This is a genomic window from Enterovibrio norvegicus FF-33 (assembly GCF_000286835.2).
GTDB classification, from domain to species: Bacteria; Pseudomonadota; Gammaproteobacteria; order Enterobacterales; family Vibrionaceae; genus Enterovibrio; species Enterovibrio norvegicus_A.
Map to the genome: position 1 here is coordinate 149,687 of NZ_AJYD02000031.1, position 16,727 is coordinate 166,413.

General features: G+C 49.1%; 12 protein-coding genes. 7 read left to right on the forward strand and 5 right to left on the reverse strand.

Annotation, left to right across the window (positions count from 1 at the left end; all coding sequences use genetic code 11):
• Window positions 1-146 precede the first annotated feature (146 nt).
• The 3 genes from A1OO_RS07880 to metF all read left to right on the forward strand — a co-directional run bounded on the left by A1OO_RS07880 (window position 147) and on the right by metF (window position 4,848).
• Entirely contained in the window at window positions 147-1,310 is a 1,164-nt protein-coding gene (locus A1OO_RS07880) for an O-succinylhomoserine (thiol)-lyase (protein ID WP_017002690.1), read from the forward strand.
• Complete coding sequence (locus A1OO_RS07885; protein ID WP_017002691.1) at window positions 1,310-3,754, forward strand: bifunctional aspartate kinase/homoserine dehydrogenase II; 2,445 nt, start codon at window positions 1,310-1,312, stop codon at window positions 3,752-3,754. The genes A1OO_RS07880 and A1OO_RS07885 overlap by 1 nt, the downstream gene beginning before the upstream one ends.
• A gap of 203 nt (window positions 3,755-3,957) precedes the next feature.
• Window positions 3,958-4,848 (forward strand): methylenetetrahydrofolate reductase, encoded by an 891-nt coding sequence (gene metF / locus A1OO_RS07890; RefSeq protein ID WP_016961949.1) that lies wholly within the window; start codon window positions 3,958-3,960, stop codon window positions 4,846-4,848.
• Between the two features lie 102 nt (window positions 4,849-4,950).
• Here metF and A1OO_RS07895 read toward each other — a convergent pair whose 3' ends face one another.
• Window positions 4,951-5,526: a PadR family transcriptional regulator gene (locus tag A1OO_RS07895; RefSeq protein ID WP_016961950.1), complete on the reverse strand. Its 576-nt coding sequence runs from the start codon at window positions 5,524-5,526 to the stop codon at window positions 4,951-4,953.
• Between the two features lie 356 nt (window positions 5,527-5,882).
• Window positions 5,883-8,513 carry a phosphoenolpyruvate carboxylase gene (gene ppc / locus A1OO_RS07900; protein ID WP_017002692.1) on the reverse strand — a complete coding sequence of 877 codons (2,631 nt, stop codon included), beginning with the start codon at window positions 8,511-8,513 and terminating at the stop codon, window positions 5,883-5,885.
• Between the two features lie 468 nt (window positions 8,514-8,981).
• On the opposite strand from ppc, the gene argC reads away from it, so the two are divergent.
• The 4 genes from argC (at window position 8,982) to argH (ending at window position 13,979) form a co-directional block, all read left to right on the forward strand.
• Window positions 8,982-9,989, forward strand: coding sequence for an N-acetyl-gamma-glutamyl-phosphate reductase (gene argC, locus A1OO_RS07905; protein WP_016961952.1), 1,008 nt, complete (start codon window positions 8,982-8,984; stop codon window positions 9,987-9,989).
• Between the two features lie 10 nt (window positions 9,990-9,999).
• On the forward strand, window positions 10,000-10,779 hold the full coding sequence (argB, locus tag A1OO_RS07910; RefSeq protein WP_016961953.1) for an acetylglutamate kinase: 780 nt from the start codon (window positions 10,000-10,002) through the stop codon (window positions 10,777-10,779).
• Window positions 10,780-10,853: 74 nt separating this feature from the next.
• Window positions 10,854-12,065, forward strand: a complete 1,212-nt coding sequence (locus A1OO_RS07915) for an argininosuccinate synthase (RefSeq protein ID WP_016961954.1) — start codon at window positions 10,854-10,856, stop codon at window positions 12,063-12,065.
• A gap of 36 nt (window positions 12,066-12,101) precedes the next feature.
• Window positions 12,102-13,979: an argininosuccinate lyase gene (gene argH / locus A1OO_RS07920; protein WP_016961955.1), complete on the forward strand. Its 1,878-nt coding sequence runs from the start codon at window positions 12,102-12,104 to the stop codon at window positions 13,977-13,979.
• A 59-nt stretch (window positions 13,980-14,038) separates the two neighbouring features.
• Here argH and A1OO_RS07925 read toward each other — a convergent pair whose 3' ends face one another.
• The 3 genes from A1OO_RS07925 to A1OO_RS07935 form a co-directional block, all read right to left on the reverse strand.
• Window positions 14,039-14,290 carry a DUF3624 domain-containing protein gene (locus A1OO_RS07925; protein WP_026023774.1) on the reverse strand — a complete coding sequence of 84 codons (252 nt, stop codon included), beginning with the start codon at window positions 14,288-14,290 and terminating at the stop codon, window positions 14,039-14,041.
• A gap of 121 nt (window positions 14,291-14,411) precedes the next feature.
• Window positions 14,412-15,863, reverse strand: coding sequence for a dihydrolipoyl dehydrogenase (locus A1OO_RS07930; protein WP_016961957.1), 1,452 nt, complete (start codon window positions 15,861-15,863; stop codon window positions 14,412-14,414).
• A gap of 104 nt (window positions 15,864-15,967) precedes the next feature.
• The gene (locus A1OO_RS07935; RefSeq protein WP_016961958.1) at window positions 15,968-16,699 is read right to left on the reverse strand and encodes a glutathione peroxidase; all 732 of its coding nucleotides are present in this window, start codon (window positions 16,697-16,699) and stop codon (window positions 15,968-15,970) included.
• Window positions 16,700-16,727: the final 28 nt, after the last annotated feature.

Genomic DNA, 16,727 nt, shown 5'->3' on the forward strand with positions numbered 1-16,727 from the left:
GTTGAATGAATTTCGAATTTTAGCGATATTAACCGCTATATGTAAAGACATATAGACGTCTAGAGGTATTGACGTCTTACTATTGAGTGGTTAAGGTTAACCCTATCTGCTTGTATTATGATCGCATTTTGACAGGGAAAGACACCATGAGCGACAAGAAGTCAGCCACGATTGCCGTACGCACTGGCATCACCACAGATTCTCAGCATAATGCTGTGGTTCCTCCTATTTACCTATCCACCAACTATGAATTCCCTGAGTTTGGCACAGTACCAACCTACGATTATGCCCGTGGTGGTAACCCAACCCGCAACCTGTTGGAAACGGCACTGGCCGAGCTTGAAAACGGCGCAGGCGCGGTGGTGACCAACTGCGGGATGTCCGCCATTAATTTGCTGCTGTCTCTGCTTGGCCCTGATGATTTGATTGTCGCACCTCATGATTGCTACGGCGGCACGTACCGTTTGTTCGATTCGCGCGCCAAAAAAGGAGCGTTTAAGATTGAGTTTGTTGACCAATCTAATGTTGAAGCGTTGGAAGCAGCATTGGCTAAACAGCCAAAGCTCGTCTGGATAGAAACGCCATCAAACCCATTACTGCGTGTAGTTGATATCATGGACATTTCTCGAAAAGCCCACGCGGTAGGTGCTTGGGTCGGAGTGGATAACACTTTCTTGTCTCCGGTATTGCAGCAGCCATTGAACCTTGGCGCTGATTTCGTGGTGCATTCCACGACCAAGTTTATCAACGGTCACTCAGATACCGTTGGTGGTGTGGTGGTCGCGAAAGAGTCTGCACTCGCTGACGAACTCAAGTGGTGGGGCAACTGCATTGGCGCAACAGGCAATGCCTTTGACAGCTACATGACATTACGCGGTCTTCGCACCTTGAGCGCGAGAATGCGTCAGCATGAAGAAAACAGTGCCGCGGTGTTGGCATTTTTGCTACAAGAGTCGCTGGTGGATGTGATTTATCATCCATCATTGCCCGATCATCCGGGACATGAGATTGCTAAGAAACAACAAAAAGGGTTCGGCGGTATGTTGAGCTTTGAGCTAAAAGGTGGCGAAAGTGAACTGAAACTGTTCCTGGGTTCATTGAAGTTATTCTCTTTGGCTGAGTCACTTGGCGGCGTAGAAAGCTTAGTCACCCACCCAGGTTCGATGACGCATCGTGCCATGTCTGATGAAGCGCAGGCAGAGGCAGGTATCGCAGCAACACTATTGCGTTTATCTATCGGTCTGGAGGATCATACGGATTTGGTCGCCGACCTAAAACAAGCATTCAATAAAGTGAGAGAGAGTCAGTAATGAGCGCGGTTGAAGTCGTATCCCCTCAGCAGTCGCCGTCCCGCCAGCTACATAAATTTGGCGGTAGCAGCCTTGCCGATCCAGACTGTTTTCGTCGCGTGGCGAGAATTCTGGCGCAATACAGTGATGCGACAGACATTATTGTCGTTTCAGCCGCAGGTAAAACCACCAACCGTCTGATTGAATGGCTGTCTTTGCTGGATAAAGATGGGCGTCTTGCTCATGAAACCCTGCAAAGCTTGCGTAAATACCAGCAAGACTTGATTGAGAACCTGATCGAAGGTGAACAGAAACAAGCGTTGGTCGATGCGTTATACACAGATTTTAGTGCGATGGCACAGGTGGCAGAAAATCCATTAGGTGTCGCTCAGCGCGCTTGGGCGCAAGGTTTTGGTGAAGCATGGTCAGCCCGTTTGTTGTCTGCATTGCTGACTCAGCTTGATATGCCTGCCGTGAAACTCGATTCTCGCAGTTTCTTACGTGCAGAGCGTGCGGCGCAGCCAGAAGTGGATCGCGCCAGCTCTTGGCCGCGGCTTAAAGAGCAGTTGGTGCAGCACACTCATCGTCGCATTGTGATCACCGGTTTTATGGCACAAAACGCAGACGGTGAAACCGTGCTGCTTGGCCGCAATGGGTCTGATTACTCCGCCACGATTATCGGCGCGTTGGCTGACGTAAGCCGCGTGACCATTTGGAGTGATGTCGCTGGTGTCTTCAGTGCAGACCCTCGCCTTGTCGGTGACGCATGTTTGCTCCCTTTACTTCGCCTTGATGAAGCGGCAGAACTGGCGCGTCTTGCCGCGCCTGTGCTGCATACCCGCACCCTTCAGCCTGTGGCACAAAGCTGTATCGATTTGAACCTGCGTTGCAGCTACGACCCTGAGTCCGGCTCTACCCGAGTCGAGCGTGTGCTTGCCTCAGGGCGAGGCGCGAAAATCATCACGTCACTTGATGACGTGTGTTTGCTTCAGCTCGACATTCCGCGATCCCATGATTTTAGCGTCGCACGACGAGACATTGAACGACTGTTAACGCGCAATCAAATTCAGCCGCTGGCTTCTTCCGCCAGTGCTGATCAACATCGTATTCAATTGGCCTATACCGCAGAAGTCGTCAACAGTGTGTTGGAGCAACTTCAAGACGCCGGTATTCCGGCTGACATTCGTTTGCGCGAAGGCTTTAGTTTAGTGGCGGCGGTAGGTGCTGGTGTGACGGGTAACCCGGTACATTGTCATGGCTTCTATCAGCAATTGCGTGGTCAGCCGATTGAATTTATCAGTGAATCTAACAGTGGCTTAAGCATCGCGGCTTTGCTGCGTAAGACGAACACCGCAGCGTTAGTGGCCGATATTCACTGTGCATTGTTTCAAGCACAGCGCCGGATTGGCCTTGTATTACTAGGAAAAGGCAATATTGGTAGCCGTTGGCTGTCGTTGTTTAAAGAACAAAAAAGTGCGCTTGAAAAGCGTCATGGCATGAACTTCGAATTGATCTCGGTGCAGGACAGTCATCTGCAATGGGTCGACTTCGATGGCATCGATGCTGATACGGTGATGGAGCATTTTAATGAAAATGCGAAAACGTATGAGATGGGCGAATGGCTGGTCAATCTGCTCAATCATCCGTATGACGACATCGTCGTGCTGGATGTGACCGCCAGCGCACCATTAGCGGCACAATATTCCGATTTGGCCGAGCATGGTTATCACCTTATTTCTGCCAACAAAGTGGCGGGCTCTGCAAGTAGCGAGCTTTATTATCAGGTACAAGATGCCTTTGCAAAAACCGGGCGATTTTGGCTTTACAATGCGACGGTAGGGGCGGGTTTACCTGTTAACCATACCGTACGGGACTTGCGAGAAAGCGGTGACCAAATCATGGCATTGTCGGGGATTTTCTCTGGCACTTTGTCTTGGCTGTTCCAGCAATTTAGCGGTGAAGTTAAATTCAGTGAACTGCTAGAGCAAGCGTGGCAGCAGGGTTTGACAGAGCCTGATCCGCGTGAAGATCTCAGTGGCGCTGATGTTATGCGAAAACTCGTGATACTGGCACGAGAGTCTGGTCTTGAATTAGAACCTGAGCAGGTTCAAGTGCAATCTCTGGTGCCAGATGCATTGGCACAACAGTCGCTTGATGGCTTCCTTGATGGCAGTGCCTTGCTAGATGACACCTTAGAAGAATGGCTGGAAGAAGCGAAAAAGGACAACGGCGTACTTCGCTATGTTGCGCGTTTGACCCGAAATGGCAAAGCACGTGTTGGTATTGAGGTGCTTCCAGAGGATCATCCATTGGCCAACTTGCTGCCATGTGACAACATTTTTGCTATTGAGAGCCAGTGGTATCGTGAAAACCCATTAGTGATTCGTGGCCCAGGCGCAGGGCGAGATGTCACCGCAGGCGCGTTGTTGTCTGACTTGAATCGCATCGCATCCTTGCTGAAATAATAAGAAATGAAAGTGAAAAAAGCGGAGGGTTAACTTCCGCTTTTTGCTATGTGAACAAAGCGCATAGTGATCATGAATAAATTTCACGATAAGCAAGTTGACTTTGAGTTGCTTGCAATTCAATATCTAGACATATAGACGGCTAAACGGATGTCGTCATCAAGGATTTTTTCAGTGAACTGTCACTGAAGTAGGGAGACACAATGGGTTACTCACACGCTAGCCATCTGGATTCACTGAATCAGAATCTTTCCGATTTGAACGGCGATATCAACGTCTCGTTTGAATTCTTCCCACCAAGTTCAGAAGCCATGGAGCAGACGCTTTGGGCATCGGTTCAGCGTTTGAAAAACCTTCAGCCTAAGTTTATGTCTGTGACCTATGGTGCAAACTCTGGTGAGCGTGATCGTACCCACTCCATCGTAAAAAGCATCAAGCAGGAAACGGGCATCGAAGCCGCCCCGCATTTGACCTGTATCGATGCCACGCGTGATGAACTTAAAATCATTGCTCGCGACTACTGGAACAGTGGTATTCGCCATATCGTCGCACTGCGTGGCGATTTGCCTGAGAAAGGGCAGAAGCCTGAAATGTACGCATCAGATTTGGTTGAATTGCTAAAAGGTGAAGCAGATTTTGATATTTCGGTGGCGGCCTACCCAGAAGTTCACCCAGAAGCGAAGAGTGCACAAGCGGATTTGATCAACTTAAAGCGCAAAGTCGATGCCGGGGCGAATCGCGCGATCACCCAGTTCTTTTTCGATGTAGAAAGCTATTTACGCTTCCGCGATCGCTGTGTGGCGGCGGGTATTGATGTAGAAATTATCCCAGGCATTTTACCTGTGTCGAATTTCAAGCAGGCAGCAAGATTTGCCAACATGACCAATGTGCGCATACCAAACTGGATGCACAATCAGTTTGCGGGATTGGATGACGACCCTGTCACTCGTCAAATGGTGGGTGCAAGTCAAGCCATCGACATGGTCCGTGTATTGAGCCGTGAGGGTGTAAAAGATTTTCACTTCTATACCTTGAACCGAGCAGAACTGACTTACGCGATGTGTCATACATTGGGTGTACGTCCGGGCGCTTAATATGACTGCGACCTTAGGGATAACAGAGCATTTGAGCTCGTGTATGCCATAGACATAAAAAAACCGTCGCGATTGCGACGGTTTTTGTTTTAGCGGATTCGCTTAGCGGGAGGCAAAGGCCTTTTGATTGGCCATTGTCGCTTCCATCGCTGCCAGTTCTAGCAGCACTTCATCTGCCCATGTCAGCCATGCTTCTTTGCGCAGAATATTGCGACGCAATGTCAGGCGCTCCAAGCGACCTTCTCGGGTCAGTAAAGAAGAATCTGAATATTGGTTTCGCTCTAAATCACGATATTGGCTGAGCTGCATACGTGACTCATCAATCAATGCATGCATATGCTCGATCATCGGAGTGGGTTCAAATATGCTGCATGTCAGCAGTTTGGCTGACACTTCGTCACGATCAGTCGGGTGTTTTGCAGGAAGCAAAAACCACTCGTACAGACCTTGCCTGCCGATATCGGTAATGGTGTAGACCTTGCGATCAGGTTTGCCGTCTTGTGGTTCGAGCCGACAACTTACTGCGCCCATATCGGCGAGTTTGTTGAGTTCACGGTAAACCTGCTGATGGCTGGCTTTCCAGAAGTGGCCGATGGCGTGAGAAAACTCTTTGGTTATATCGTAACCAGTTGCATCACGATGGTTCAACACCGTGAGAATTACATGCGGTAGTGACATCTCTTCTATCCAAAATCTAAAAAGGCGATCCTTAGCCCTGGGACGTCGCTCTATGGCGAATTATTTATTTCCGCAACACTGGGTGGATCGATTCGTCATTAATGGTCCTTAGTATCGCCAAAGGCCAACATTATTTACACCCAAAGTAGCGGGGCGAAAAATGGCGATACACCACGACATCAAAACGGTTAATTATACGTCGGTGTTTTGCCTTGGTCTGAGCAGTGAAAATTCTCAGACTAGACATGAAAACATATTAATAACATTATCAATCCAACAACAATCGAAAAAGCCTTTTTGAAAATAAAAAAGGCTGCAACTTAGCAGCCTTTCTTACTTTTGATTCGATTTCTCACTTATCCGGTGTTACGCATACCTGCTGCAATACCGGCGATGGTTACCATCAATGCTTCATCGAGCTCAGGGCTTTCTTGCTCTGAAGCGCGCGTGCGGCTAAGTAGTTCAGCCTGAAGCATATTGAGTGGCTCGACATAAATGTTACGCAGACGAATCGCTTCTGCGCCCCATGGGTTTTGTTCCATTAAGTGATCGCTGTTCTCGACCATCAGTATGGCTTTGATATCTTGCGCTAAGCGTTCACGAAGCTGCTCACCAAGAGGCCATAACGCTTCATCAACTAGCTTCTCGTCATAGTATTGCGAAATAGATGGACTGGTTTTAGTGAACACCATTTCGAGCATACCCAATCGGGTTGAGAAGAATGGCCATTCACGACACATCTCTTCGAGTTGCTTCAAGTGACCATTATCGATGGAGTATTGGATGGCTTGACCCGCACCTAACCAAGCAGGCAGCAGCAAGCGGTTTTGGCTCCATGCGAAAATCCATGGAATTGCACGCAAGCTTTCTACGCCGCCATTCGGGTTACGTTTTGCAGGACGCGATCCCAATGGCAGTTTGCCAAGCTCTAACTCTGGTGTGGTTGAGCGGAAGTAAGGAACGAAATCTTTACTGCCACGCACAACATCGCGGTACGCATCACAAGAAACGTCACTCAGTGTCTCCATCAGATCGCGCCATTCTTGCTTTGGTGCCGGAGGTGGCAGCAAGTTGGCTTCAAGGATGGCACTGGCATACAGATTTAAGCTGTTGGTAGCGACATCAGGGAGACCTAACTTAAAGCGGATCATCTCACCTTGTTCTGTCACGCGCAGGCCGCCTTTTAGGCTGCGTGGTGGTTGAGACAATAATGCCGCGTGTGCAGGTGCACCACCGCGACCAATTGACCCTCCACGACCGTGGAACAATACCAGGTCAACCCCAGCGTTTTCACACAGCGAAACCAGTGACTCCATGGCTTTGTACTGCGCCCAACCTGCGGCCATGACACCGGCATCTTTGGCGGAGTCCGAGTAGCCAATCATGACCATCTGGAAATTCTGGATAAAGCCGCGATACCAATCAATGTTCAGCAGTTGACTGATCACCGATTCGGCATTGTTCAAATCTTCGAGGGTTTCAAACAGCGGGCAAACATCCAAGCGGAACGGACAACCTGCTTCTTTAAGCAGAAGATGAACCGCTAAGACGTCCGATGCAGTACGTGCCATCGAAATAACGTATGAACCTAGGGCTTCACGCGGCTGCTGGGCAACGATACGGCAAGTATCTAATACCTCTTGTACGTCATCAGATGGCTCCCAGTCACGAGGCAGCAGAGGGCGCTTTGAACTGAGTTCACGGATCAAGAATGCTTGTTTGTCTTGCTCGCTCCATTGGCTGTAGTCGCCCATGCCAAGGCAGCGGGTCACTTCAGACAACACGTCAGCATGACGGGTACTTTCTTGACGGATATCGAGTTTGATGAGGTTAACGCCGAAGCAGCGAATACGACGCAACGTATCGAGCAACAAGCCATCAGCGATAATGCCCATACCGCACTCATGCAGTGATTGGTAACAGGCATGCAGCGGTGTCCACAGCTGATCAACGTTGGTCAGAATATCTTTTTCATCAATATGCTGGCCTTTGATTTGTGCATCAAGACACTCCAGCGTATTGGTGAGTGTTTTGCGCAGGGATTTCAAAATCGCACGGTACGGTTCGTGCTCATCGCCTGCCATTGCACGGACAATGTCATTACAGCGAGTCATCGACAGTTCGCTGACGAGCTCCTGAATGTCACCGAGGTACAAGTCGGCAGCTTTCCAGCGAGACAGTAGCAGCACCTCTTGGGTCACTTCCGCCGTCACAAATGGGTTACCGTCGCGGTCGCCACCCATCCAGCTTGAAATCTGAATTGGCGCAGCATCAACCGGAAGGCTATGGCCAAGGTGGCGTGTTAGTTTTTGATCAAACTGACGCAGGAATTCAGGAACGGCTTGCCATAGGCTGTTTTCAATAACGGCATAGCCCCATTTCGCTTCATCTAAGGGCGTCGGACGTTGCTGACGAATAACATCGGAATGCCAAGCTTGCGCGATCAATTGCTCTAGGCGCAATTCTGCTTTACCGCGCTCGGTGCTGGAAAGATCATCAAGCTCTAGCTTCGACAAGCATTTGTTAATCTGAACGAGTTTATGAATGGTGGTTCGACGCGCAATCTCTGTAGGGTGTGCGGTTAACACCAGCTCAATCTTCAAATCCTCAACGGCTTTTTCTGCATCGATACTAGAGACATCGTTGCCTTTCAGGCGTTGGAACAAGTCATCCAGAGCATCAGGGCTGCAGATCAGCTCTTCGCAGTTGCGGGAAACAGAGTGATATTGCTCTGCAATATTGGTGAGGTTAAGAAACTGGCTGAACGCGCGTGCTACAGGGAGTAATTGGTCATTGGGAAGACTCTGCAATACGTCAATGAGCTTGGCGTGATCGTCTTTGTTTCCAGCTGATGCCGATTTAGAAAGCTGTCGAATCTCTTCTACTTTTGCAAGCAATTCATCGCCGTGGGCGCCCTTGATGGTATTACCCAGCAAGTGACCCAGCATACTGACGTTGCTTTTTAGAGCGTCATACTTGTCATTCATAAGTCATCCATTTCGTAACTTTGTTACATCCAAATTGCAATCGTAATGGCTCAATCTAGCCAATGAGAGGCCCTAAGGTCAATCTTATACGTACTGAAAGTGATACTTTTTCACGTCCATCCCCATACTACTTGGGCGCGCTGGGAGTTGTAACAAAATTACAATAAAGTGAACGCGATACATTATCTGTGAGCGAGTGAGAATCTTGGCGGTTTTATTTTGAGTATACTGTTGACATTAGTCACTTATCACGCTAAAAAGCACATATAAATTCATTTTAAATGAATAAACAATTATAAAGCTCATTGGATGCAGCGAAAGGTACGATACGAAATGGATAAGTTCTCAACCCCCCTTCTCCAGCGACGACGCCGACGTTAATCATAACGTTGGGTGCGTGTGCCCCTCCTGCAGCTGAGTGAGCTGAATGTTTCATCTAGTCATTACCAGACAGCAAAACGGATTTTTATGTTAAAGACAGTGATCGTCGGTGCCAGCGGTTATACCGGTGCCGAGCTGACCAGAATGGTTCACCTCCATCCCCAACTTGAATTGACCGGTCTTTATGTATCTGAAAACAGTACAGATGCGGGTAAGCCGATCAGCGATCTTCATGGCACATTAAAAGGTTTGATTGATTTGCCATTGTTGCCGCTTAGCAGTGTTGAGAGCGTGGCGCAAACAGCAGATGTCGTGTTGCTGGCGACAGCCCATGAAGTCAGCCACGATATCGCGCCTGTGTTTTTGGCGCAGGGCTGCAAGGTGTTTGATTTGTCGGGCGCGTTTCGCGTTCAGTCTGATAGTTTCTACACCACCTTTTACGGTTTTGAACACCAGTATTCAGATTGGCTAGATAAAGCCGTTTACGGTTTGGCAGAATGGAACCATGAAGCGATTGCAACTGCCGATCTCATCGCTGTGCCGGGCTGTTATCCAACGGCATCACAATTGGCTCTTAAGCCGCTGATTGATAATGGCTTGTTGGATCTAAACCAATGGCCAGTGATCAATGCAGTGAGCGGCGCTTCCGGTGCAGGACGTAAAGCATCGATGACGAACAGCTTTTGCGAAGTTAGCCTACATGCCTATGGCATATTCAGCCACCGCCACCAGCCAGAGATTGCAACGCACCTTGGCTGTGATGTGATATTTACGCCTCATCTTGGTAATTTCAAACGCGGTATTCTCGCAACCATTACAGCAAAGCTAGCGGATGATGTGACAGAATCTGCGGTGTCTGATGCACTTGAAAGCGCTTATCAAGATATGCCATTGGTGCGTCCACTGGGTGCTGGCCAAAGCGCGAAATTGCAATCGGTTCAACACACAGGTTTTTGTGATATAGGCTGGTCGGTGAAAGGGCAGCACGTGATTTTGACCTCTGCTATCGATAATCTGCTTAAAGGCGCGGCGAGCCAAGCCATGCAATGCATAAACATTCGTTTTGGGTTTGCGCCGTTAACGGCCATTGTGTAGGAGAGTCATGATGAGTTTACGTCCTTTAGTGGTGAAACTGGGTGGTGCAGCGCTTTCTTGCACTGAGACACTAGAAAAACTATTCAACGCCATTGCTGCATACAAAGCGTCTGCGCATCGTGAGATTGTGATTGTTCACGGTGGTGGCTACTTGGTCGATGACCTGATGAAAGCACTGAACCTGAAGGTCGAGAAAAAGCAGGGTCTGCGTGTCACACCAAAAGATCAGATTAATGTGGTCGCCGGTGCACTCGCAGGAACGGCAAACAAATTGCTACAAGGGCAAGCAGTCAGAAGCGGCATTCACTCTGTCGGTCTGAGTTTGGCAGATGGCGGTCTTTGTAATATTACCCAACTTGATCCTGAGTTGGGCAATGTGGGCAAAGCGGCGCCGGGTGACGCTAAGTTACTGCAAGCGATTTTGGCGACAGGTTGCGTACCCATTATCAGCTCGATTGGCCTTGATGTTGATGGCGAACTGATGAATGTGAATGCGGATCAGGCGGCGGTTGCGGTTGCCGCTGCGCTGGATGCAGAGCTGGTCTTGTTGTCAGATGTTAGTGGCGTGCTTAATGGAAAAGGCAAGCTGATGCCAGCACTTGATGCAAAATTGGCTGATGAATTAATTGAAAGCGGCGTGATCACGGACGGCATGGTCGTCAAAGTGAAAGCGGCGTTTGAAGCGGCAAATGCGCTAGGTCGTCCGATTGAAGTGGCGAGTTGGCGTTATCCTGAGCGGCTGGCTGATTTATTCAGCGGCGGCAACATCGGTACCCGTTTCACTGTTTAACTGAATTTATATCCCTATATTTATGTCGTTCACCGCCTGTACTGACCGTCAGAGCGGTAACAAGGAGAGTTACTATGAGCACTATTAAGAAGGTTGTACTTGCGTATTCTGGCGGTCTCGACACGTCGGCGATCATTCCATGGCTAAAAGAAAACTATGACTGCGAAGTCATCGCGTTCGTGGCCGATGTGGGTCAGGGCGAAGAAGAGCTGGTTGGTATTGAAGAAAAAGCCATCGCTTCTGGTGCATCAGCGTGTTACATCGCTGACCTGAAAGAAGAAATGGTCTCTGAGTATATCTACCCGAGCCTGAAAACCGGTGCCATGTACGAAGGCAAATACTTGCTAGGTACATCAATGGCGCGTCCTATCATCGCGAAAGCGCAGGTTGAATGTGCGCTAGAAGTGGGTGCTGATGCGTTGTGTCATGGTTGTACGGGTAAAGGTAATGACCAAGTACGTTTTGAAAGTGCATTTGCTGCACTGGCACCGCATTTGAAAGTGATTGCGCCATGGCGTGAGTGGGATCTTCGCAGCCGTGAGGCCCTGTTGGATTATCTGGCAGAGCGCAAAATCCCTTGTACTGCAAGCCTTGAGAAAATCTACAGCCGTGATGCTAACGCTTGGCATATTTCTACAGAAGGCGGCGTTCTGGAAGATACGTGGAATCAACCTAACGAGCTTTGCTGGGTTTGGACGGTTGATCCTGAGCAAGCGCCAGATCAAGCTGAAACAGTCACCTTGATGGTAGAAAAAGGTGAAGTGACCGCAGTAGATGGTCAGGCAATGTCACCGTATCAAGTCCTCACAACGCTAAACGAAAAAGGTTCACGCCACGGTGTGGGTCGTATCGATATCGTTGAAAACCGTTTGGTCGGTATGAAGTCTCGCGGTTGTTACGAAACACCCGGCGGCACCATCATGATGGAAGCACTGCGTGGCGTAGAACAACTGGTATTGGACAAAGATTGCTTCGAGTTCCGTGAAGAGCTTGGTCTAAAAGCCTCTCACCTGATTTATGATGGTCGTTGGTTCACCCCACTGTGCAAGTCAATTTTGGCAGCAGCCGATGAGCTGGCTGAAGCGGTGACTGGTGAAGTGGTAGTGAAACTGTACAAAGGACAGGCTACAGTAGTGCAGAAGCGCTCGATCAATAGCTTGTACTCAGAAGAGTTTGCGACCTTTGGTGAAGATGATGTTTACGATCACAGCCATGCTGGTGGCTTTATCCGTCTTTACTCGCTATCAAGCCGCATTCGTGCGCTAAATGAAAAAAAACAAAAATAGATAGCTGGAAGCAATAGAGATTAAGGAGAAGTAAATATGGCGTTATGGGGCGGAAGGTTTAGTCAGGCAGCCGACACACGTTTTAAGCAGTTTAATGATTCGTTGCGTTTTGACTATCGCCTCGCGGAGCAGGACATTGTGGGCTCCATCGCTTGGTCTAAAGCGTTGCGCTCAGTGGGTGTTCTGACAGAGCAGGAACAACAACGTTTAGAGTTGGCGCTGAACGAAATTAAGTTAGCTGTGATGGAAGATCCAGAACAGATCCTGCGCTCCGATGCCGAAGATATTCACAGCTGGGTTGAGCAACAGTTGATTGCCAAAGTCGGTGACTTGGGTAAAAAACTGCACACAGGTCGTTCGCGTAACGATCAGGTGGCGACCGATCTCAAGCTTTGGTGTCGTCAGCAGGGTCAGCAGCTTCTCCTTGCTCTTGATAAGCTACAAAACCAAATGGTTCAGGTAGCGGCAGTGAATCAAAGCACTGTATTGCCTGGCTACACGCACTTGCAACGCGCCCAACCGGTGACGTTTGCACACTGGTGCCTCGCGTATGTAGAAATGTTTGAACGTGATTATTCTCGTTTGAGCGATGCGCTAAATCGCCTCGATACCTGCCCATTGGGTTCAGGAGCATTGGCAGGAACTGCGTATCCTATCGACCGTGAAGCGCTAGCGCATAGCCTGGGTTTTCGTCGTGCAACCCGCAATAGCTTAGATTCCGTGTCTGATCGTGACCATGTGATGGAGCTGATGTCGGTGGCAACGGTCTCTATGCTTCACTTGTCACGTATGGCAGAAGACCTGATTTTTTATAACTCGGGCGAATCGAACTTTGTTGAGTTGGCCGATACAGTCACTTCAGGTTCATCCCTGATGCCACAAAAGAAAAACCCCGATGCTCTTGAGTTGATTCGTGGTAAGACAGGTCGTGTTTACGGCGCAATGTCCGCCATGATGATGACAGTGAAAGCACTGCCATTGGCGTACAACAAAGACATGCAAGAAGACAAAGAAGGCTTGTTTGACGCGTTGGATACTTGGTTTGATTGTATCGAGATGGCAGCACTTTGTTTCGATGGCATCAAAATCAACAAAGAACGTACCTTGGAAGCAGCGATGCAAGGCTATTCTAACGCCACAGAGCTAGCTGACTACTTGGTTGCAAAAGGCATTCCTTTCCGTGAAGCGCACCATATTGTGGGTGTTGCAGTTGTTGCCGCCATTGAAAAAGGTTGTGCACTGGAAGAGTTATCGCTGGATGAGATGAAAGAGTTCTCGTCCGTGATTGATGAAGATGTCTATCCGATCCTGACTATTGAATCCTGCCTTGAAAAACGCAGTGCTTTGGGCGGCGTAGCGCCAACCCAAGTGGAATATGCCATCAGTCAGGCAGAGAAGCGCCTAGATAAGCGTTACTCTCCACGGGTGAAAGTGCGTGGTGCAAGGCTGACCGATCTCGATGCCATTGAAGGCATGGTGGTTTACTGGGCGGGGCTGGGTGAAAACTTGCCGCGTGAACGCAATGAATTGGTACGTGATATCGGCTCGTTTGCGGTGGCAGAGCATCAGGGCGAAGTCACAGGCTGTGCATCATTGTACGTTTATGACTCAGGTTTGGCAGAAGTGCGCTCATTGGGCGTGGAAGCAGGCTGGCAGAACCAAGGGCAAGGCAGTGCTATCGTGCAGAACTTGTTGAAGAAAGCCAAAAACATGGCTATCAAGAAAGTGTTTGTACTGACACGTGTTCCTGAGTTCTTTATGGGACAAGGCTTTATTCCAACCTCAAAATCTTTGCTGCCAGAGAAAGTGATGAAAGATTGTGAACGTTGTCCGCGCTTACATGCGTGTGATGAAGTGGCACTTGAGTTTACTTTTGACCAAGACAGACTGATTGCCAAAGCAAACGTTGCGTAAATGGCGAGAATAACAAACATGAAAAAACCGGCTTCGGCCGGTTTTTTGTTTTTAGTCCGCTATGACTGAGCGTCTGAATCGCCTCGGCGAAAAGGCATCAAAATCAAATGAAGTGCGAGCAAGATGGCACTCGCGCCACCTGCAAATAATAACGTAATCGATTCAATGGATTTGGGTGTGTTGCTGAACCACACAAACCAAATTGGCCAAAGCAGCAAGTTCATCACTGCAAGCTGAATCATGCAGCGTTTACAGCGCCCAAGTTTAGCGCGTATGGAAAGGGATGCATCTTGGCAGAATCGGCAACTCATTTGCGTTTAGCCCTAAACAATCAACTGCTTGCAGACTACAAATAAAAAAGCCCTCCGTAAAGGAGGGCAAAGTGCAAGTTTACAAATAGACGAATACGTCAGTATTCCAATAAGGGGTGGATTAGCAGCCCGGACCGCAGTCCAGACAATGTTTAATCATTTCAGGACCTAGGTGCAGTTTTGCATTCAGGTCACGAAGGGCGGTGCGCACGCCTTCTTCAATCACAGGATGGTAGAACGGCATGTCAAGCATCTGCGAAATGGTCATTTGGCTTTGGTGTGCCCATGCAAGCAGGTGTGCAAGGTGCTCAGCATTTGGCCCCATCATTTCTGCGCCCAAGAAACGTCCAGTGCCTTGCTCGCCGTAAACGTTTAACATGCCTTTGTTACGCAGCATCACACGTGAGCGGCCTTGGTTTTCAAACGACACGGTACCAATTTCAAAGCAACCACAGGTGCCAAGACGAGAGGTGATGTCTTTGTAGGTTTCACCTACCATTGCGATTTGTGGATCCGAGAATACCGCAGATATTTTACTGCGACGTAGACCTGCACGGATGTCAGGGAAGCGACCCGCGTTGTCACCCGCAATACGGCCTTGATCGGCAGCTTCGTGAAGCAAAGGCATCTGATTGCTTGAATCACCCGCAATGAAGATGGAATCAACACTGGTTTGCATTGTGTAATGATCGGCTGTCGGTACGCCGCGCGCATCCAATTCCATACCCGTTTTTTCAATGTCTAACTTGTCGACATTTGGACGACGACCTGTTGCTGCCAACACGTAATCAACGACCATGTGTTGCTCCTCGCCTTGCTTGTCGAGGTAACGAATATGAACTTTCTCGCCCTCACGCACCATCTCTTCAACCTTGGCATCGGCATCCAAATAAAACTCTTCATTGAAGGCTTTGTCTGCATAAGCCATTACCGTTGGATCTGTCAGTGGGCCAACTTGCCCGCCAACACCAAACAGTTTCACGTTTACGCCAAGACGATGGAGTGCTTGACCTAACTCTAGACCGATCACGCCAGGGCCAAATACTGCGACGGATTCAGGCAGGTCGTCCCATTCGAACACATCGTCGTTAATGATTAAGCGGTCGCCCAAGTCATTCCAAGGGGCTGGCCATGTCGGGCGGGAGCCGGTTGCAATAACAACGCGCTTTGCTTCGATGCGAGTGTGGTCATCGACCATCAGTGTATGGCTGTCGATGAATGTTGCGTAGCCTGCCACTTTGTCTTCAGCAGGGATTTCATCAACGCCTTCCAACACAAAGCCGACAAAGCGGTCGCGTTCACGTTTAACGCGATCCATCACTTCACGGCCGTTGATGTTGATTTCACCTTGAGGATAAACGCCGAAGCCTGGCGCTTTCTCGATGTGATGAACAGCTTCAGCGGCGGCAATCAGCAGTTTGGATGGCATGCAACCGACACGGGCACATGTTGTTCCGTAAGGGCCACCTTCAATTATTACAACATTGTCAGTGTGTGCCTTTGCGGCGCGATAAGCACCAAGTCCTGCGGTACCACCACCAATTACAGCTACATCAACATTCAAGGTTTTCATTGTTCTTCTCCAGATGAAACAAATTCCAGAAGGCGCGATAAATCGATAAGGCTTCTAAATAATAAGGGCTGCATGTGCAGCCCTTGGATGACGATTGATTGAGATTAAGCGAAGTACGCTTCCAACTCGTCGCTACCACCAATGTGCTTACCACCGATGAAGACTTGCGGTACGGTTGCACGGCCGCTTATCGCGCGGAGGCTAACGGTAGTGGCATCTTGACCAAGTACAATTTCTTCGAACTGTAGCTTGTTATCGATCAGCAGTTGTTTTGCTTTCGAGCAGAAAGGACAACCTGGTTTGCTGAATACGGTAATGGATTCTTGCAGTTTATGGTCTGGTGCAATGTATGCCAGCATGGTGTCAGCGTCAGACACTTTGAACGGGTCGCCTGGCTCGTTTGGCTCGATGAACATTTTCTCTACTACGCCATCTTTGACTAGCATGCTGTAACGCCATGAGCGCTCACCAAAACCAATGTCATCTTTGGCGACTGCCATGCCCATGCCGCGAGTAAACTCTGCATTGCCGTCTGGGATGAAGGTAATGTTCTCTGCGTCTTGGTCAGCTTTCCATGCGTTCATCACGAAGGTGTCATTCACGGAGACACAAAGGATGTCATCAACGCCGTGCTCTTTAAAGACAGCGTGCAGCTCGTTGTAGCGTGGCAGGTGAGTGGATGAACACGTTGGCGTAAACGCACCTGGCAGGCTGAATACAGCGACTGTCTTGCCAGCAAATAGTTCGTCAGTTGTGACGTTAACCCATGCGTCGCCTTGGCGAGTTGGGAACGTTACGTTTGGGATTTTTTGACCTTCTTTGTTAATCAGTTCCATGGTGTTACCCCTTAAATAATTATTGTTT

Excerpts from the sequence above, each read along its gene's own strand:
- A1OO_RS07880 (WP_017002690.1), top strand. The coding sequence starts at position 147 with ATGAGCGACAAGAAGTCAGCCACGATTGCCGTACGCACTGGCATCACC.
- A1OO_RS07885 (WP_017002691.1), top strand. The coding sequence starts at position 1,310 with ATGAGCGCGGTTGAAGTCGTATCCCCTCAGCAGTCGCCGTCCCGCCAG.
- metF (WP_016961949.1), top strand. The coding sequence starts at position 3,958 with ATGGGTTACTCACACGCTAGCCATCTGGATTCACTGAATCAGAATCTT.
- A1OO_RS07895 (WP_016961950.1), bottom strand. The coding sequence starts at position 5,526 with ATGTCACTACCGCATGTAATTCTCACGGTGTTGAACCATCGTGATGCA.
- ppc (WP_017002692.1), bottom strand. The coding sequence starts at position 8,513 with ATGAATGACAAGTATGACGCTCTAAAAAGCAACGTCAGTATGCTGGGT.
- argC (WP_016961952.1), top strand. The coding sequence starts at position 8,982 with ATGTTAAAGACAGTGATCGTCGGTGCCAGCGGTTATACCGGTGCCGAG.
- argB (WP_016961953.1), top strand. The coding sequence starts at position 10,000 with ATGAGTTTACGTCCTTTAGTGGTGAAACTGGGTGGTGCAGCGCTTTCT.
- A1OO_RS07915 (WP_016961954.1), top strand. The coding sequence starts at position 10,854 with ATGAGCACTATTAAGAAGGTTGTACTTGCGTATTCTGGCGGTCTCGAC.
- argH (WP_016961955.1), top strand. The coding sequence starts at position 12,102 with ATGGCGTTATGGGGCGGAAGGTTTAGTCAGGCAGCCGACACACGTTTT.
- A1OO_RS07925 (WP_026023774.1), bottom strand. The coding sequence starts at position 14,290 with ATGAGTTGCCGATTCTGCCAAGATGCATCCCTTTCCATACGCGCTAAA.
- A1OO_RS07930 (WP_016961957.1), bottom strand. The coding sequence starts at position 15,863 with ATGAAAACCTTGAATGTTGATGTAGCTGTAATTGGTGGTGGTACCGCA.
- A1OO_RS07935 (WP_016961958.1), bottom strand. The coding sequence starts at position 16,699 with ATGGAACTGATTAACAAAGAAGGTCAAAAAATCCCAAACGTAACGTTC.